Below are 15,506 nucleotides of genomic sequence, written 5' to 3'. Positions count from 1 at the left end.
GGGTGGGTGGCCCGCCGGGTACCGTGCAGGCCGTGCCGCACGATGTGTTGCCCCCCGATCCGTTCGCGGACGACCCGGACGATCCGGCCCGGGCCATCCCCGACCCCGACGACCACCTCGAAGAGCCGATCAGCGCGGACGAGCGCACCGAGCTGCTGGCCGACCTGTCCGACCTCGCCGTGTACCAGGCTTTGCTGGAGCCTCGCGGGGTCCGCGGCATCGTGGTCGACTGCGGCGAGTGCGACGAGCCCCACTATCACGACTGGACGCTGCTGCGCGCGAGCCTGGAGCAGCTGCTGTCCGACGGCCGGATGCGCCCGCACGAGCCGGCCTTCGACCCGAACCCGGCCGACTACGTGAGCTGGGACTACTGCCGCGGATTCGCGGACGGGGTCACCGCGAACGAGAGCGCGTACTGATCGTTCGGTCCTGAACAGCTGGAAAGAAGGTCCTGGTGAGCTTGACCACCAGGGCCTTCTTCGCGTGTGCGGACGTGTGCGGACAAGTTGTCCACAGAGTTGCCCACAAGTACGCGGTCCTGTGGGCAACCGGTCAACGACGGTTCTTCACGTTCTCCGCGTAGGCGATCATCACGCGCTCAGTCATGTTCGGCCACGGCGGACGGTGCACCACGGCCAGCGTCGCGAGCGCAGCCGCCACGAAACCGGTGCACGCCCCGATCAGCGCCATCCGGCCCCCGTCGACGGCGGGCGTCCACGTCACGCCGTCGGAGTCGATCGTGTACAGCCCGACCGCACGCCCCGGCCCGCCTCGACGGCCTTGCCGGGTGACAGTGATCAGCACCGTCCCGCCGGTGGTCTCGTAGGGCTCCCCGAAAACCAGCACCGCGCCTCCCCCGTTGAAAACGAAAAAGGTCCCGGCACTGTGCGTGCCGGGACCTTCGTGAACCTATGAGCCGCTGGTGCCGTTCGGCGCCTGTACCCCTTGCGACGACTCGTTGCGCGGGCTGCTGCCCGTGCCCGGATCGTTCGGGGTGGCGCTCGGCGACGGCGGCGGCGAACTCGGCGGCGACGTCACCGGCGGAAGCGGCGTAACCGACGTGACCGGCGGCGGATTGGTGTGCCCGCCCCCGGTTCCCGGCAGCGACGTCGACTGGCCAGGCGGCTGCGCCGCGCTGCTGACCGGGTCGTGCACCGGCGGGACGGCCGGCGGCGTCGACGACTTCTGGTCCGCGGGCGGGGCCGTCGGCTGGCCGAGCTGTGCGGCCAGTTCGCGGTGCTGCTGCAGGAGCTGGTTGCGGTTGTCCGCGTCGGTGACCTGGGTGAGCGCGGCCTGAGCATCGGCGAGCGCGCGCCGGGCGTCCGCGAGCCGGTTGTCGGCCAGCGCCAGGTTCGCCTTCTCCAGGTCGAGCTTCGCCGCGGCGGCGGCCTCGACCGAGCGGGCGTGGTCGCCGTAGAGCACCTTTGTGAGGCCCCACAGCGTGTCGCCGGGCTGGGCGTCGCGCGCGGCGAGACCGGTGCCGGTGAACGCGATGGCAGCGGCGGCGCACGCGGCGGCCACCGGCACGAGATAGCGGCGGCGACGGCCGCGGCTTTGGTACTTGCGTGCCAGCGTCGCGGTCTTCACCGTGGTGACCGCGGTTTCGACGTCGACCAGCTCGGCGAGCGGCTCACTGTCGATGTCGCGGCGCCACGCGAGCAGCAGCGCGTTCAGTTCCTGGTCCCCGAGCCCGTCGGCGACCGCCGGATCGGTCCCGCCGAGCGCGTCGAGCAGCGCGTCGTCGGCCTGGATGGCCGTGAGGTCGCCGTCGGCTTCCGCTTCGTACCCGGTCAGGCCGCTGGCCTGCGCGGAAGGTGACAGGTCTCTGTCCCGGTCCTCGCGATCGGTCACTCAGATCACCTCCTCGGCGGCAAGCACCTTGCGCAGCCGGGCGAGTGCCCGGTGCTGGGCGACGCGGACGGCGCCCGGCGTGGAACCGACGGCTTCCGCCGTCTCCTCCGCCGACAGTCCGACCACGACCCGCAGAACAACGATTTCCCGCTGTTTGTCCGGCAGCACCTGCAGCAACTGCGCCATCCGCTCGTTCAGCTCACCCTGCAGTGCACGTTGCTCCGGGCCGACGCCGACCTCGATCTCGTCGGGGATCTCGGCGACCGGCTCCGCCCGGTTGCGAGCCGCGGCGCGGTGCGCGTCGGCAACCTTGTGCTGGGCGATGCCGTAGACGAACGCCAGAAAGGGGCGACCCTGGTCACGGTAAGAAGGCAATGCCGTAAGCACCGCGAGACACACCTCCTGCGCGACGTCGTCTGCCGAAGCGAACGAACGCTCCTGCCTGCCAACCCTGGCACGGCAATACCGCACCACAAGGGGACGAATGGCGGCCAGCAACCGCTCCACTGCCTGAGGGTCTCCCTCGACAGCAGCGGCGACCGGCTCGTCCAGTCCATCCCCCACAGTGGCCATCGCAGACAACAGTCCCAGCGTTACGTGTAGGCGTGCAAAGAGTCCGGCGCGTGGTCGTCCCCGTCCTGCGCCGGTCACAGCTACCGTACCGTCGGAGTCCTACCAGACAACCGCCAGAGGTGGTGACCGGCGCGCCGGGCGCGGCCGGGCGGCGATTGTCGCAGGCAGACGGGGTGGGGCAGTGCCGTCACGCGGTGGGGACGCGGGCGACGACGCGGAGCAGGGGCCAGGACAACAGGTACGGGCCAGGGCTTGGCTGCCCTGGCCCGTTCGTCACCGCGGGAATCGGATCGGAAGTCCCGTACTGGCTTGCTCGGCCTCGGTCAGGACACGAGACCGCGGCGGAAGCCGTGCGCGACGGCCTGCGCGCGGTCGCGGACGCCGAGCTTGCGGAACAACCGCCGCGCGTGCGTCTTGACCGTGTCCTCGGAGAGGTACAGCTCACGGCCGATCTGGCCGTTGCTCTTGCCCTGGCTCATGCCGCGAAGCACTTGCAGCTCGCGCTCGGTGAGCTGCACGCCCGGGTCGGACGGCTGCCGCGGCGCGGGCACCGAGGTGCTGGCCAGGGTGTGCGCCAGCGCGGCGACCAGTTCGGGCCGCGAGGCGTCCCAGCGCAGGTAGCCGCGCGCTCCGCCGGCGATGGCGGCCGCGATGCTGCCCGCGTCGTCCGGGGCGCCGAACACGATGACATTCGCCTGGGGGTTCGCGGAGACGAGCCGGCGGGTTGCCTCGACGCCTGTCGGGACCGCGCGTTGCGTCCCGACCAGCACGACGTCGACCGGCTGACGGGTGTACCGGGCCAGCAGCTCGTCACCGTGCGCTACGCAGTCGATGCGACTGACCCCAGGCACCGCGGACATCACACGGGTGAGCCCTTCGCGGACACTGCGTCGGTCGTCGCAGATCAAGACCGTCGTCACGGGGTTTCCTTCCTGCAGCCGGGTGACATTCCACTTCCCCTATCGGACGCTTTAGTCCGAACCTTGACACGATCCGGTGGCTTTTTTTGAAGTTTCTTAGCCCGGATGCCGGAACGCCCGTTCCCGCAGGCCTACCCGGGTCCGACGGGCACCCACGGCGATTCGTGTGCGATGCGCATCACGCAAGGATCCGCGTGCCGTAACACTGCGTGCAACACCTGACGGCTCCTGAATCGATACTCCTCGGCCCGGTCGGGTTCCAGGTCAGCGGCGACGCGGGTGGCCACCCAATTAAGTGAATCGAGTTCATACTTTTCGCCGTCGGCGACGGCGGCGAGGACGAGTTCCCGCGCGCCTGGTTGTCCGGCGGCGAGGAGGGCGACGCCGAGGACGATGCCGGACTTCACGACGTGTCGCTGAGCGTGACGAGCGACGGCGGTCTCGTAGGCCAGGCGGGCCGGGGCGACGGCTGCTTCGGGCCGACCGTCGGCGAGTTCGATCTCGGCGCCCACCCAGCCGCCCCGGACGGTCGCCCGCCAGCGACGGTCGGCTTGGGCGGCCCTGACGGACAGGCGACGGGCGGCGGAGATGCGACCGAGGGCGAGGTTGTCGGCGGCCAGGCCGAGGAGGGCGTCGGCTCTCGCGCCTTGGAGGTCTAGGCCGTGGGGGTCTTCGAGGCCGCTTGAGCTGATGGATGAAGCGGGCGCGCCGGGGCTCGCGGTGGCGGGCGGGGTTGGGGTTCGCGTCTCGGCGGCTGTGGGAGTTGATCGCGGGGCAGACGAATCCGCTCCCCTGCCAGGTTGGCCTGAGTCAGCGGCAGTCCCGCGCGAGTCCGTGCGCACAGCAGCTGACCCGGCTCCGGTGCCAGCTCGGACCGAGCCAGCAGCGAGCGACCTTGAGCGAGCCGCTGACAAGCCGCCGACTGCTGTGTCCGAACCGCCGCCAACCGTTCCTGGACTGCCGTCGAACGTCCCCGCGCCGCCACCAGCCGTCCCGGCACCGCCCGCCAGCTCAGCCGTGCGTTCCCCCAAGCCGCCGCCAGTCGTCCCCGTGCCGCCGCCAGCCGACCCCGAACCGCCGCCCGCTAGCCCAGCCGCGCGTCCCCCCAAGCCGCCAGCCGACCCAGCCCCACGCTCCCCCGCTCCCCGCAGCCCGACAGCCAGCAACGCCTCCCCGTCCAGCTTTCGTGCCGCCGCGTGTCCGCCCAGTTGTCGCCGATGCGACGCGAGCGTGCTCGCCGCCAGCGAGGCCGTCAGCGGATCCCGGCCGCGTCGAAGCGGGTCGAGCAAGGTCGCGGCCGCCGCGTACTGGCCGCGGGCGCCCAGCACGATCGCCGCCAGGAGGCGTTGCCTTGGCGAGCCGTCGCGAGGTATCGAGTCCGTCGGCCCGGCGTCCGAACCGAACGCGAGGGCCGTCAGCGCTTCTTCGTCCACCTCACCTTTCTAGCGTGGAGCACCGACAAGAACGTGCTCCACGCGATCGGCCGCGGCGGAAAGATCCGCCAGCAGCTCGACTTTCGGCGGCAACAGAGCCGGATCCCAGCCGGGGCCGCAGGCGAACAGGCGCGTCCGCTGCCGTCCGCGCGACACGCGCGCGAAGAGCCGAGGGTCAGCGTTCGCTCGATTCGCCCACAGCACCACCGCGGCAGGCGCGCTCCGCCGTACCGCTACTGCCAGCACTTCTTGCGGCAGCGCAATGCCGAAGAGCTGCGCGCCGATCCGCCGTCCCGCGAGAGCGGCCGCGAGCGCGTACACCGGCATGTTGTCCCGTTCGTCCGGCACACACGCGAGAAGGACCGGCCGTTGGTTTCGAGGCTCGTCGAGGACCGGCGTCGCGCGCACTAAAGCCGCGTACACGCACTCGGCAAGCAGGTACTCCACTTCCGCACCCGCGTGCACCCCTCGCCACCGAGCACCGAGCGCAGTGAGAACGGGGTCAATCACGCCGGTCCACGCCTGAAGCACGCCTAGCTCGCCGATGGCGTCCACGAGCATTCGCTGTACCGCGCCGACGTCCATCGCCAACGCCGCAGTACTCAGCCGACGCGCGAGTCGCGAAGGGACTTCAAAGTCAGCGGCCTTCGCTTCCGCTGCCTCGGCAGGCTCCGCAGGCGCTGGCACGAAGTCCGCGCGCGGCATCTGCTCTAACGCGTACTGCGCGGCCTCCGCCGTCGAAGCGCCGCGAAGGAGCGCGCGCTGCATAAGTTCGAGACGACCGATGTCAGAGCTGCCGTAGCGGCGATGTCTGCCGTCGGTGTGGCGACTGGGGCCGAGACCGTAGCGGCGATCCCAGGTTCGCAGGGTGGACGGCGCGACACCGAGCCGGCGGGCGACCGAGGCCACCGGCAGGGTGGGTTCTCCATCGCCTGATCCGGATCCCACCCGGTCAATATCCAGCCCGCTCGCGGTCCCGGCAACCCGAGCCAAAAGCCCTGCTCACACATCTGGGGGATGCCTAACGGCTGAATCGCCGCCGATCTATTGAACAACTATTGGCGCGCTTCTAACGTTACCGCCGTTGCACCGAATGGAGTATCGGCACCACAGCAGAGCAGCTAATGGCATCGACCGGATGACGGAGGCGGTCAGGATGGCAGACACGCGCAGGCTCCCCGGCCCCAACGCAGACATGTGGGACTGGCAGCTGGAGGGGTCGTGCCGGGGGATGGACAGCGGATCCTTCTTCCACCCGGACGGAGAGCGGGGACCGGCGAGGGCACGGCGCGAGGCCAGGGCCAAGGCGATCTGCCTGTCGTGCCCAGTGCTGGAGATGTGCCGCAAGCACGCGCTCGCCGTGCACGAGCCCTACGGCATCTGGGGCGGACTGTCCGAATCGGAACGAGACCACATCATCAAACAGGACAAACGCGCGTTGACCATGGCGCACGTCTGACTTTCCTCACGGCGCGGAAGGGGCGGGGTCCACAGTGTCCATCGTGGACACCGTCGACGCCGCCCCTCCGCCGTTTTCAGGCCACATCGAGAGCGCGAGGTCGATGACGGTCATCAGCGAGTCGAGGCTGACGCCGTCCCGCGCCTGCATGGTCAGTCCATAAAAGACAGTCGCGTAAAGCGCGCCGAGCGCCTCAGTGTCCACAGTGGCCGCGAGGTCGCCTTCTTCCACTCCGCGGCGAAGGCGCGCACAGAGCTGGCGTCGCACATTGTCGCGCGAAGCGGCGAGGAACTCCCACACGGAAGCATTGGCTGGCGTGCAATTGGTTGCCGCGAGAACGACCATGCATCCCTTGGGGTGGCCGGGTTCCACGTACGCGCAAGCGTTGTTGCGAAGCATCGCTTCGACCGCCGCGCGGGCTGTCGGCTCTTCGTTCAACGCGCGCATCGTGTGCCGTCCGTGCGCAGATTGGTAGTGCTCGACCGCTTCGCGGAACAGTGACTCCTTGTCCCCGAAGGCCGCGTACAGACTCGGCGGCTTGATCCCCATCGCCTCAGTCAGCTCCGCCAGCGAAGCGCCGTCGTAACCGCGCTCCCAGAACACCAACATGGCCTGGGTGAGCGCGTACTCGCGGTCGAACGCGCGTGGGCGGCCGCGGGGTGACATGGACCACCTTCTTTAGTGAGCGATACAAAAATCTTGACCCAGCCCATCGTACGCGGCTATTTATGTAGTCATCACTAAAGAAAGAGGTGGGGGCATGGGCGCCCTGGACGGCAAGGTCTCGCTGGTCACCGGCGGAAGCCGCGGGATCGGCGCGGCGATCGCGCTCCGGCTGGCCGAGGACGGCGCGGACGTCGCGATCACCTACGAACGCGCCGCGGACCGGGCGGCGGACGTGGTCGCGTCCATCGAAAAACTCGGCCGCCGCGGCCTCGCCCTGCAGGCAGACGCCGCGGACGCGGACGCCGTGACCAGTGCGGTCGACCGGACCGCGGCCGAACTGGGCGGACTGGACGTGCTGGTGAACAACGCCGGGGTGTTCCAGGTGGCACCGATCGACGAACTGACGACAGAGGCGATCGACCACACGCTGGCGATCCACGTGAAGGCTCCGCTGGTGGCGGCCAGGGCAGCAGTGCGGCACATGACCCGGGGCGGCCGGATCGTGTCGATCGGCAGCGATCTGGCCGAACGCATGCCGTTCGTCGGAATGAGCCTGTACGCGGCTAGCAAGTCGGCGGTGATCGGGATGACCAAGGGCCTGGCGCGAGACCTGGGACCGCGCGGAATCACCGCGATGGTGGTCCACCCGGGCTCGACGGACACGGAGATGAACCCGGCGGACGGGCCGCATTCCGGGGACCAATTGGCGCACATCGCGTTGGGGCACTACGGAAATCCGGCGGATGTCGCGGCGGCGGTGGCGTACCTGGCGGGTCCGGACGGCCGGTATCTGACGGGGACGTCGATCACGGTGGACGGCGGATTCACCGCCTGATCAACGGAAAGCCGCGGCCCCAGCGCCGCGGCTTTCCCCAGCACCGCAACAAAAGCGGGGCGGCACTCCCCAAAGGAAGTACCGCCCCGCCAAAACGCAAGCGCAGCCGAAACTACGTCAGTGCGAGTGTCCGTGCCCGTGTCCGCCGTCCGGCTCCTCCTCGACCGGCTTCTCGACCACGGAGCTTTCCGTGGTGAGCACCAGCCGGGCGATGGACGCCGCGTTCGCGACGGCCGAGCGGGTGACCTTGACCGGGTCGACGATGCCGCCCGCGATCAGGTCGGTCAGTTCGCCGGTGGCCGCGTTGAAGCCCTGGCCCCAGCTCTGCTCCTGGACCTTGTTCACGATGACCGCGCCCTCGTGGCCCGCGTTCGTCGCGATCCAGAACAGCGGGGCGGTGAGCGCGTCGCGGACGATGCGCACACCGGTGGCCTCGTCACCGGTCAGGCCGAGGTCGCCCTCGAGTTCCTTGACCGCGTGCACCAGCGCCGAGCCGCCGCCGGGCAGGATGCCCTCTTCGACGGCCGCCTTGGTCGAAGCCACGGCGTCCTCGATGCGGTGCTTGCGCTCGTTCAGCTCGGTCTCGGTGGCCGCGCCGACCTTGATCACGGCCACGCCGCCGCCGAGCTTCGCGAGCCGCTCCTGCAGCTTTTCGCGGTCCCAGTCGGAGTCGGTGGTCTCGATCTCCTTGCGGATCTGCGCGGTCCGCCCGGCGATGGCGTCCTTGGTGCCGCCGCCGTCGACGATCGTCGTGTCGTCCTTGGTGACGACGACCCGGCGGGCCTTGCCCAGCGAGCCGAGGTCGACCTCGGACAGCTTGCGGCCGATCTCCGCGGAGATGACCTCGCCGCCGGTGACGACCGCGAGGTCGTCCAGGAACGCCTTGCGGCGGTCGCCGAAGAACGGGGCCTTGACCGCGACCGCGGTGATCGTCTTGCGCAGCGAGTTCACCACGAGGGTGGACAGCGCCTCGCCGTCGACGTCCTCGGCGATGATCAGCAGCGGCTTCTTCGCCTCGACGACCTTCTCCAGCACCGGGAGCAGGTCGGCCAGCGACGAGATCTTCTCGCGGCTCAGCAGGATGTAGGCGTCCTCGAGGATCGCCTTCTGGTCCTCCGGGTTGGTCGCGAAGTGCGCCGACAGGAAGCCCTTGTCGAACTGGACGCCCTCGGTGATCACCAGCTCGGTCGCCAGGGTCGACGACTCCTCGATGGTGATGACGCCGTCCTCGCCCACGCGCTCGACGGCCTCGCCGAGCAGCTGGCCGATCGCCGCGTCACGCGAGGTGACGGTGCCGACCTGGGCGATGTTGTCGCGGCCCTTGACCGGGGTGGCCTTGGCCTTGAGGACCTCGACGACCTTCTCCGCGGCCGCCTCGATGCCCTTGCCGACCGCGGTCGGGTTGGCGCCGGCGGCGACGTTGCGCAGGCCGTGCTTGACCAGCGACTGGGCCAGCACCGTGGCGGTGGTGGTCCCGTCGCCCGCGACGTCGTTGGTCTTGGTGGCGACGCTCTTGGCGAGCTGCGCGCCGAGGTTCTCGAACGGGTCGTCGAGCTCGATCTCGCGAGCGACGGTGACGCCGTCGAGGGTGATCGTCGGGCCGCCGAACTTCTTGTCGAGGACGACGTGGCGACCGCGCGGGCCGAGGGTGACCTTGACCGCGTCGGCGAGCTTGTTCACCCCGCGCTCGAGCGCGCGACGAGCGTCCTCGTCGAAACTGATCTGCTTGGGCATAACGCTTTCCGCTTACCTTTCGGTTGTCGTGCGACGCAAAACGCCCCGCACCCCGGCATGAGCGGGGCCCGGGGCGTCCTTGCGCTGCGAGTGACGCGTCAGTTGATGACGGCCAGCACGTCGCGGGCGGAGAGGATCAGGTAGTCCTCGCCGTTGTACTTGACCTCGGTGCCGCCGTACTTGGAGTAGATGACGACGTCGCCGACAGCCACGTCCAGCGGAACGCGGTTGCCCTTGTCGTCGATGCGGCCCGGGCCCACGGCCAGAACCTTGCCCTCCTGGGGCTTCTCCTTGGCGGTGTCGGGGATGACGAGGCCGGAAGCGGTCGTCTCCTCGGCCTCGCTCGTCTGGACAACGATCTTGTCCTCGAGCGGCTTGATGTTCACGCTCACCGGGTTGACCTCCACGGTCGTCGAAAGCGTCGGCATGATGACTGGTTACGGCTCATACCACCCCCGCCGTCGCGGGTGCCGGGGCGTGTCCGGGCCGTTCATTTAGCACTCTAGCCATGGGAGTGCCAGCTTCGCAAGGAGGGTCCGCTCACGAGCCGCGACCGCGGACGGAAGCCGCTGACCGGCGGCTTTGTTCCAGGCGGATTCCGCACCCCGTCCCGGCGCGCCAATCCGCTGCTCACCGCGCCTTGTCTCCCGTCCCAGGCCCCCTGGGCACCGCCGCGTGCCCGATCGGCCCCCATCCGGCGGACAAACCCCACCAGGTCCCCTCGCTACTGGTTGGATCCGCACAGACAGGCATCTCACTCCTGGAGCCCCTATGCCCCGCTCACTCCCGTGGCGCCTGGCCGCCGCGACGACCGGGTCGCTGGCACTCGCCGCGATCGCGGTCACCGTCCCGGCCTCCGCCCAGCCAGCCAACGAGGCCCGCCAACGCACCTTCGCCGACGCCGCCTCCGAATTCGGCGTCCCGCTCGACGTCCTGCTCGGCGTCTCCTACCTGGAATCCCGCTGGGACACCCACTCCGGCGCTCCCAGCACCGCCGCCGGTTACGGACCGATGCACCTCACCGACGTCCGCACCACCGGCCTGCGCACCAGCGAATTCGACAACCCCGACGAAGACCCCCGCGGAGACGACTCGCGCCCGACTCTCCGGCTGAAGGCGCTCAAGCCCCCGACTCCCCCGTCCGGCAGCCAGACCATCGACAAGGCCGCCGAACTGCTGCACACCGACGCCGCGAAGCTCCGTACCGACGCCGAAGCGAACATTCGCGGCGGAGCGGCACTGTTGGCGGAGTACCAGCGAGAGCTAGGCGTCAAGAGCGACAACGCGAAGGACTGGTACGGAGCCGTCGCGCGTTACAGCGGTTCCGAAGACGTCACCGGTGCGCGCACCTTCGCCGACGAGGTCTTCGCCACCATCAGCAGCGGCATCGCGCGTACGACCGACGACGGCCAAGCCGTCAAGCTTGCCGCGACGTCCGACGTCACCCCGGATCGCGCCCAGGCGGAGCGCCTCGGGCTGCGCGCCGGGAAGCCGCCGGCCACCGAGTGCCCGCGGTCGATGTCCTGCGAGTCGGTGCCCGCGCCGTTCCAGAAGATCGGCGACAGCTACGGCAACTACGACAAGGCCGACCGACCGCGCGACCAGAAGATCGACTACATCGTCATCCACGACACCGAGGGCACCTGGGACTCGGTGATGAACCAGGCCCAGACTCCTGGCCAGACCGCGTGGCACTACACGGTCCGCTCCTCGGACGGCCAGGTCGCCCAGCACGTGCCGACCAAGGACGTCGGATGGCATGCCGGGAACTGGTACCTGAACGCGAAGTCCCTCGGCGTCGAGCACGAGGGCTTCGCCGCGCAGGGAACCTGGTTCACCGAGGCGATGTACCGCCAGTCCGCGAAGCTCGTGCGCTACCTCGCACACCGCTTCGGCGTTCCGCCGGACCGCGCGCACATCCTCGGCCACGACAATGTGCCAGGCCCGAACGCGGACAAGATCAAGAGCATGCACTGGGATCCAGGCCCGTACTGGGACTGGGCGCACTACTTCGACCTGCTCGGCTCGCCGCTGAAGCACGACGGCGCGCCGGATTCCGACCTGGTGACGATCGCGCCGGAGTACTCCGCCAACCGGCCGGTGTTCACCGGCTGCGACAAGATCGGGTCCGGAAACCCTTGCCCGGAGCGGAGTTCGGGATCTGTCGTGCTGCACACCGAGCCGAGCGAATCCGCGCCGCTGCTGTCCGATGTGGGCATGCACGGACCTAATCCGTCCACAATGGACGTCGCGGACATCGGCAGCCGCGCGGCCACCGGCCAGAAGTACGCCGTCGCGGACACCCGCGACGACTGGACCGCGATCTGGTACCTCGGCCAGAAGGGCTGGTTCCGCAACCCGGGCGCCGCGCCCACCGCGTATCCGGCCGACGGATTCGTCGCGACTCCCAAGGAGGGCAAGGCGACCGTGCCGGTCTACGGGAGCGCGTACCCGGAGGCCGGGGCGTACCCGAAGGACATTCCGGTGCAGGAGCTCAAGCCGTTGCCGTATCAGCTCGGCGCGGGCCAGAAGTACTCGGTCGGCGGACTGACCGGCTCGGAGTACTACTCGGCGTCCTTCGACGTCGCGACCAACAAAGTCGTGAAGGGCAAGGCAAGGTACGTGGAAATCCAGCTCGGCCACCGCGTGGCGTACGTCAGCCGCGACGACGTCGATCTCGAACCAGCGTCCTGACCGCTCGCTGAATGCCCGGGCCGGGGAAGCTTCCGGCCCGGGCAATTCACGCGTCCAGGGCCACCTTCACGCCAGCGCTCGCCTCGGTGTTGCGCCGAGTCTTGGCCCAGCCGTTGCGCCCGCGCACCAGCCGGAACAGCGCGCGCCAGGACGTGATGTAGAAGGTGTAGATGTAGGCCGCGTACAACAGGCCCATGCCGATGCCGCGGAAGATGTTCTTGCTGCGCAAGCATTTCATCTGATAGATCGGGCCCCACACGACGAACGGCAGCAGCCCGAACGAACCGTAGATCGCGAACAGGATCCAGGCGCCGCCGGCGAACCACGTCCACACCTGGCCCGGATCGCCCGCGGTGGTCACGAGAAGCAGGATGAACGGCACCGGGTACAGCAGCGAGCCGAGCAGCTGCATCCACGGCTGCGCGAGGTAGTACATCATCTCCGCGGCACCCAAAGTGGACACATGCGGAGAGTCCCAGATCCGGCGCAGGTACCGCATGCATTGCATGGTCCCTTGGCCCCAGCGTGTGCGCTGCACCAGGAATCGGCGGAGGCTGTACAGACCTTCTTGCGCCACATGCGAATCCGGCGTGAACCCAGTGCGCCAGCCCGCGGTGAGCAGGTGGACGCCGAGTTCGAAGTCCTCCAGCAGCGAGCCGCGCCACGGAGCCAGCTCCTCGCCGGCGATCGAGTCCAATGCGGACAGTCGGGTGAACTGTCCGTTGCCGCCCATGGAGATCGTGCCGGTGAAGCCGCGGGAGGTCTGGATCGCCGCGATCGCGGTACGGAACTCCAAGTCCTGCAACTGGGCGAGCTTGAGCCCGAACGCGCGGGAGAACCACGTACGGCCGGGCGGACGGCTGCGGAAGTTGCTCATCCGCACGTCGAGCTGGACCGCGCCGACGGTCTCGTCGCCGAACAGGTGGTCCGCCGCGCACACTTCGAGACAGTTGGCCGCCGGGCGGCCGTCCGCGTCGACCACCACGACCACCACCCGGTCCCGATCCGCGTCGGGGCCGAGCCAGTCGTCGAGCTCGCGATAGGCGGCGTTGAGCGCGTCTCCCTTGCCAGTACGCGCTTCCGGGCGCTGGCGGGCGACGAGGTGCAGATTCGCGTCGTAGCCGCCGTTGCGCCGCCACACCGAGCGCACGACGCGGGCGGTGCGGTCGTCGGAGTCGTCGTCCACGACCCACACGTGCGCGCGGCGGAAGGTGCCGCGCAGGTACTTCACCGTCTCGCGGATCACCACCTCCTCGTCGCGGCAGGGGACGAAGAAGTGCCAGGAGAAGTCGTCCGGATCGCCGACCGGAGCGGGCTTGCGGCGCAGGTACGGCACGACGATCACCACGACGTACACGAGGAACGCGACGCTCATGGTGAGCGCGAACGCCTGCGTGATCGACAGCAGGACCTTCAGGCCGGAGCCGCTCACGCCGCGGCCCGCTTCTCGGCCTTCGTCTTCCGCGTCGCCAGCCAGACGAACAGCACCAGCGAGATCGCGCCGCCGATGACGCTGACCAGGGAGCCGAGCAGGGTGTGGCCCCAGTAGTAGCCCTCGTCGGTGCCGAGGCCGTTGACCAGCCCGACGATGGTGAGAATCCGTAACTGATTAACCAGTATCACCGCGATCGCGGAAATTCCCAGCGAGAAAAAGAGCCTGCGGGCATTCTGTGGCCGGAACCACAGAAGTGCGGCGGTAACCAATAGCAACGGCAGGAGAAGGAAAGCCGACGAGCATTCCGGAGTCATCCGCAACCCGAATGGAGTATCGCTAGACAACCCGAAGTAGACCGATTCCCGGTTTCCGGCCACATAGACCCCCGATGAGGTGACGACCCGGAGGATGGCACCGGCCAGCCGCACCTCCAGTTCCCGGTACCCGCGTTCCACGAGCACCAGCACCACCCCCGCGGCGAGCACCCCGAACACCGCCATACGCAGCGTAAACCGGGATGCGCCGGACACCGGCGCGTTGACTGCTGTCACGACGACCCTCTCGAGAAGAAACCCAGCGGAACCGGGGCGGGTCCGGCCACGGTCGTGTCCGCGACGGTGCCCGCCCTTCGCCGGGCAGCCCCTTTCCGGGGATACCCGAGCAGCTTTCGGCATATTCTTACCCAAGCTTGCTACGCCATTCGAGTGATACTTCACCCGGCCTGGGAAAAACCGGAATTTATATCACCCGATGTGGTGATCCAGCGAAAAAGCTGTGCCATTTCTGAAACGTCCACCGATAACCGATCCGCGTGCCGACTCTTGCTCAGCGGGTTTAGTCCGCGCAGCGGCTCGCCCTGAGAAAAATCGGAGGACCAGTGAAGAGACACCTCGTGCGACGAGGCGGCCTGCTCGCCGCTGTCGTGGCGAGCATCGCCCTGGCCGGAGCCGCTCCGGCCAGCGCCGCTCCCGGCGACGGGTCGGCCTACGGCGTCGACGTCAACGTCACGCTGCTGGGCCAGCCCGCGGTGCACCTCGGCCCGCTCGCGGCCGCGAACACCAACGGCCCGACGGAAAGCACCGCGGTCTCCGCGAACGTTCCCGGCGTGCTGACCACCGGCGTGATCAACACGTCCGCCGTGCGCGACGACAACTCCGGCGCGGTCACGGCGAAGGCGTCCGTCGCCGACGTCGGGCTGCCGCTGCTCAAGGCCGCCGCCGGCGATGTCGGCGTGAAGGCGGTCGAGGCCGTCTGCACCGCGACCCAGGAAGGCGTCAAGGGCAGCAGCACGCTGGTCGGCGCGAACCTCGGCAGCCTCGGCAAGGTCGACGCCAACCCGGCGGCGAACACCGAACTGAAGGTCCAGGTCGGCCCGCTGCACGTGGCGACGCTGATCCTGAACGAGCAGATCAAGAACAAGGACGGCAGCCTCACCGTCAACGCCCTGCACCTCAAGCTGCTCGGCGGCGACGCGCTCGGCGCGCTCGGTTCGGGCGACGTGATCCTGTCGTCGGCGACCTGCGGTCCGGCCGCTCCGCCGATGCCGCTCGCCTCGGGAGCAGGCATGTGGATCGGCTTCGGCGTGCTCGCCGCCGTCGCGGTGCCGGTCGGCCTGCGCTTCACCCGGCGTCGTTCGGCTGCCTGACCCGGTGAGGTGATGGATCGATGTACAAGATGCCTGGCGCCGGGGTCGGCGTGGCCGGTGGCGGGGTGGGCACCCTCGCCGCCACCGGCGCCGACGTCGGCTGGTGGCTCGCGGTCGGCATCGCGCTGGTGATTCTCGGGATCGCCGCGCTGATCGCCGTCCGCCGCCGGAATCGGCGGTTCTCCCGCCTGGACGGCTGAAGAATCCGGGCTGCCGGCGTGATCCCGCCGGCAGCCCGGATTTCCGGGACACTCGAAAGGG

The 15,506-nt window shown here is 69.2% G+C and carries 17 protein-coding genes; 6 read left to right on the top strand and 11 right to left on the bottom strand.

Annotation, left to right across the window (positions count from 1 at the left end):
• Positions 1 to 23 precede the first annotated feature (23 nt).
• Entirely contained in the window at positions 24 to 419 is a 396-nt protein-coding gene (locus ACZ7SW_RS24925; protein ID WP_020662715.1) for a DUF5319 domain-containing protein, read from the top strand.
• Positions 420 to 552: 133 nt separating this feature from the next.
• Here the strand turns inward: ACZ7SW_RS24925 and ACZ7SW_RS24920 are convergent, their stop codons facing one another.
• The 6 genes from ACZ7SW_RS24920 to ACZ7SW_RS24895 form a co-directional block, all read right to left on the bottom strand.
• Positions 553 to 846: a hypothetical protein gene (locus tag ACZ7SW_RS24920; protein WP_470232763.1), complete on the bottom strand. Its 294-nt coding sequence runs from the start codon at positions 844 to 846 to the stop codon at positions 553 to 555.
• A gap of 63 nt (positions 847 to 909) precedes the next feature.
• Positions 910 to 1,851: an anti-sigma-D factor RsdA gene (locus ACZ7SW_RS24915; RefSeq protein ID WP_470232762.1), complete on the bottom strand. Its 942-nt coding sequence runs from the start codon at positions 1,849 to 1,851 to the stop codon at positions 910 to 912.
• Positions 1,852 to 2,424, bottom strand: coding sequence for a sigma-70 family RNA polymerase sigma factor (locus tag ACZ7SW_RS24910; RefSeq protein ID WP_101435961.1), 573 nt, complete (start codon positions 2,422 to 2,424; stop codon positions 1,852 to 1,854).
• A 323-nt stretch (positions 2,425 to 2,747) separates the two neighbouring features.
• A complete protein-coding gene (locus ACZ7SW_RS24905) occupies positions 2,748 to 3,344 on the bottom strand; it encodes a response regulator transcription factor (protein WP_020662719.1) in 597 nt (198 codons plus the stop codon).
• Positions 3,345 to 3,475: 131 nt separating this feature from the next.
• Positions 3,476 to 3,856: a hypothetical protein gene (locus tag ACZ7SW_RS24900; RefSeq protein ID WP_470232761.1), complete on the bottom strand. Its 381-nt coding sequence runs from the start codon at positions 3,854 to 3,856 to the stop codon at positions 3,476 to 3,478.
• A gap of 930 nt (positions 3,857 to 4,786) precedes the next feature.
• Positions 4,787 to 5,686, bottom strand: a complete 900-nt coding sequence (locus ACZ7SW_RS24895; protein WP_470232760.1) for a MerR family transcriptional regulator — start codon at positions 5,684 to 5,686, stop codon at positions 4,787 to 4,789.
• Positions 5,687 to 5,933: 247 nt separating this feature from the next.
• Here ACZ7SW_RS24895 and ACZ7SW_RS24890 point away from each other — a divergent pair, with 247 nt between their 5' ends.
• Positions 5,934 to 6,236: a WhiB family transcriptional regulator gene (locus ACZ7SW_RS24890; RefSeq protein ID WP_037716465.1), complete on the top strand. Its 303-nt coding sequence runs from the start codon at positions 5,934 to 5,936 to the stop codon at positions 6,234 to 6,236.
• 6 nt (positions 6,237 to 6,242) lie between these two features.
• Here ACZ7SW_RS24890 and ACZ7SW_RS24885 read toward each other — a convergent pair whose 3' ends face one another.
• Entirely contained in the window at positions 6,243 to 6,902 is a 660-nt protein-coding gene (locus ACZ7SW_RS24885; protein WP_470232759.1) for a TetR/AcrR family transcriptional regulator, read from the bottom strand.
• A gap of 94 nt (positions 6,903 to 6,996) precedes the next feature.
• Here ACZ7SW_RS24885 and ACZ7SW_RS24880 point away from each other — a divergent pair, with 94 nt between their 5' ends.
• Positions 6,997 to 7,737, top strand: coding sequence for an SDR family NAD(P)-dependent oxidoreductase (locus ACZ7SW_RS24880; RefSeq protein ID WP_470232758.1), 741 nt, complete (start codon positions 6,997 to 6,999; stop codon positions 7,735 to 7,737).
• Positions 7,738 to 7,854: 117 nt separating this feature from the next.
• Here the strand turns inward: ACZ7SW_RS24880 and groL are convergent, their stop codons facing one another.
• On the bottom strand, positions 7,855 to 9,471 hold the full coding sequence (groL, locus tag ACZ7SW_RS24875; RefSeq protein ID WP_470232757.1) for a chaperonin GroEL: 1,617 nt from the start codon (positions 9,469 to 9,471) through the stop codon (positions 7,855 to 7,857).
• Positions 9,472 to 9,569: 98 nt separating this feature from the next.
• The gene (groES, locus tag ACZ7SW_RS24870) at positions 9,570 to 9,863 is read right to left on the bottom strand and encodes a co-chaperone GroES (protein WP_009072407.1); all 294 of its coding nucleotides are present in this window, start codon (positions 9,861 to 9,863) and stop codon (positions 9,570 to 9,572) included.
• Between the two features lie 379 nt (positions 9,864 to 10,242).
• Here groES and ACZ7SW_RS24865 point away from each other — a divergent pair, with 379 nt between their 5' ends.
• The gene (locus ACZ7SW_RS24865; protein ID WP_470232756.1) at positions 10,243 to 12,165 is read left to right on the top strand and encodes an N-acetylmuramoyl-L-alanine amidase; all 1,923 of its coding nucleotides are present in this window, start codon (positions 10,243 to 10,245) and stop codon (positions 12,163 to 12,165) included.
• A gap of 46 nt (positions 12,166 to 12,211) precedes the next feature.
• On the opposite strand, the gene ACZ7SW_RS24860 is transcribed toward ACZ7SW_RS24865, so the two are convergent.
• Both ACZ7SW_RS24860 and xrtP read right to left on the bottom strand, forming a co-directional pair.
• Positions 12,212 to 13,540, bottom strand: coding sequence for a glycosyltransferase family 2 protein (locus ACZ7SW_RS24860; RefSeq protein WP_470232862.1), 1,329 nt, complete (start codon positions 13,538 to 13,540; stop codon positions 12,212 to 12,214).
• A 53-nt stretch (positions 13,541 to 13,593) separates the two neighbouring features.
• Positions 13,594 to 14,100, bottom strand: a complete 507-nt coding sequence (gene xrtP / locus ACZ7SW_RS24855; RefSeq protein WP_470232861.1) for an exosortase P — start codon at positions 14,098 to 14,100, stop codon at positions 13,594 to 13,596.
• A 377-nt stretch (positions 14,101 to 14,477) separates the two neighbouring features.
• Between xrtP and ACZ7SW_RS24850 the strand changes: the two genes are divergently transcribed.
• Entirely contained in the window at positions 14,478 to 15,245 is a 768-nt protein-coding gene (locus tag ACZ7SW_RS24850) for a choice-of-anchor P family protein (RefSeq protein WP_470232755.1), read from the top strand.
• A gap of 20 nt (positions 15,246 to 15,265) precedes the next feature.
• Positions 15,266 to 15,445 (top strand): LPXTG cell wall anchor domain-containing protein, encoded by a 180-nt coding sequence (locus tag ACZ7SW_RS24845; protein WP_344270349.1) that lies wholly within the window; start codon positions 15,266 to 15,268, stop codon positions 15,443 to 15,445.
• Positions 15,446 to 15,506 lie beyond the last annotated feature (61 nt).

It is taken from the genome of Amycolatopsis sp. NPDC114484, from assembly GCF_055633755.1.
The sequence above is the reverse complement of the archived record's forward strand: the minus strand, read 5'-3'. Positions and strand labels throughout refer to the sequence as shown.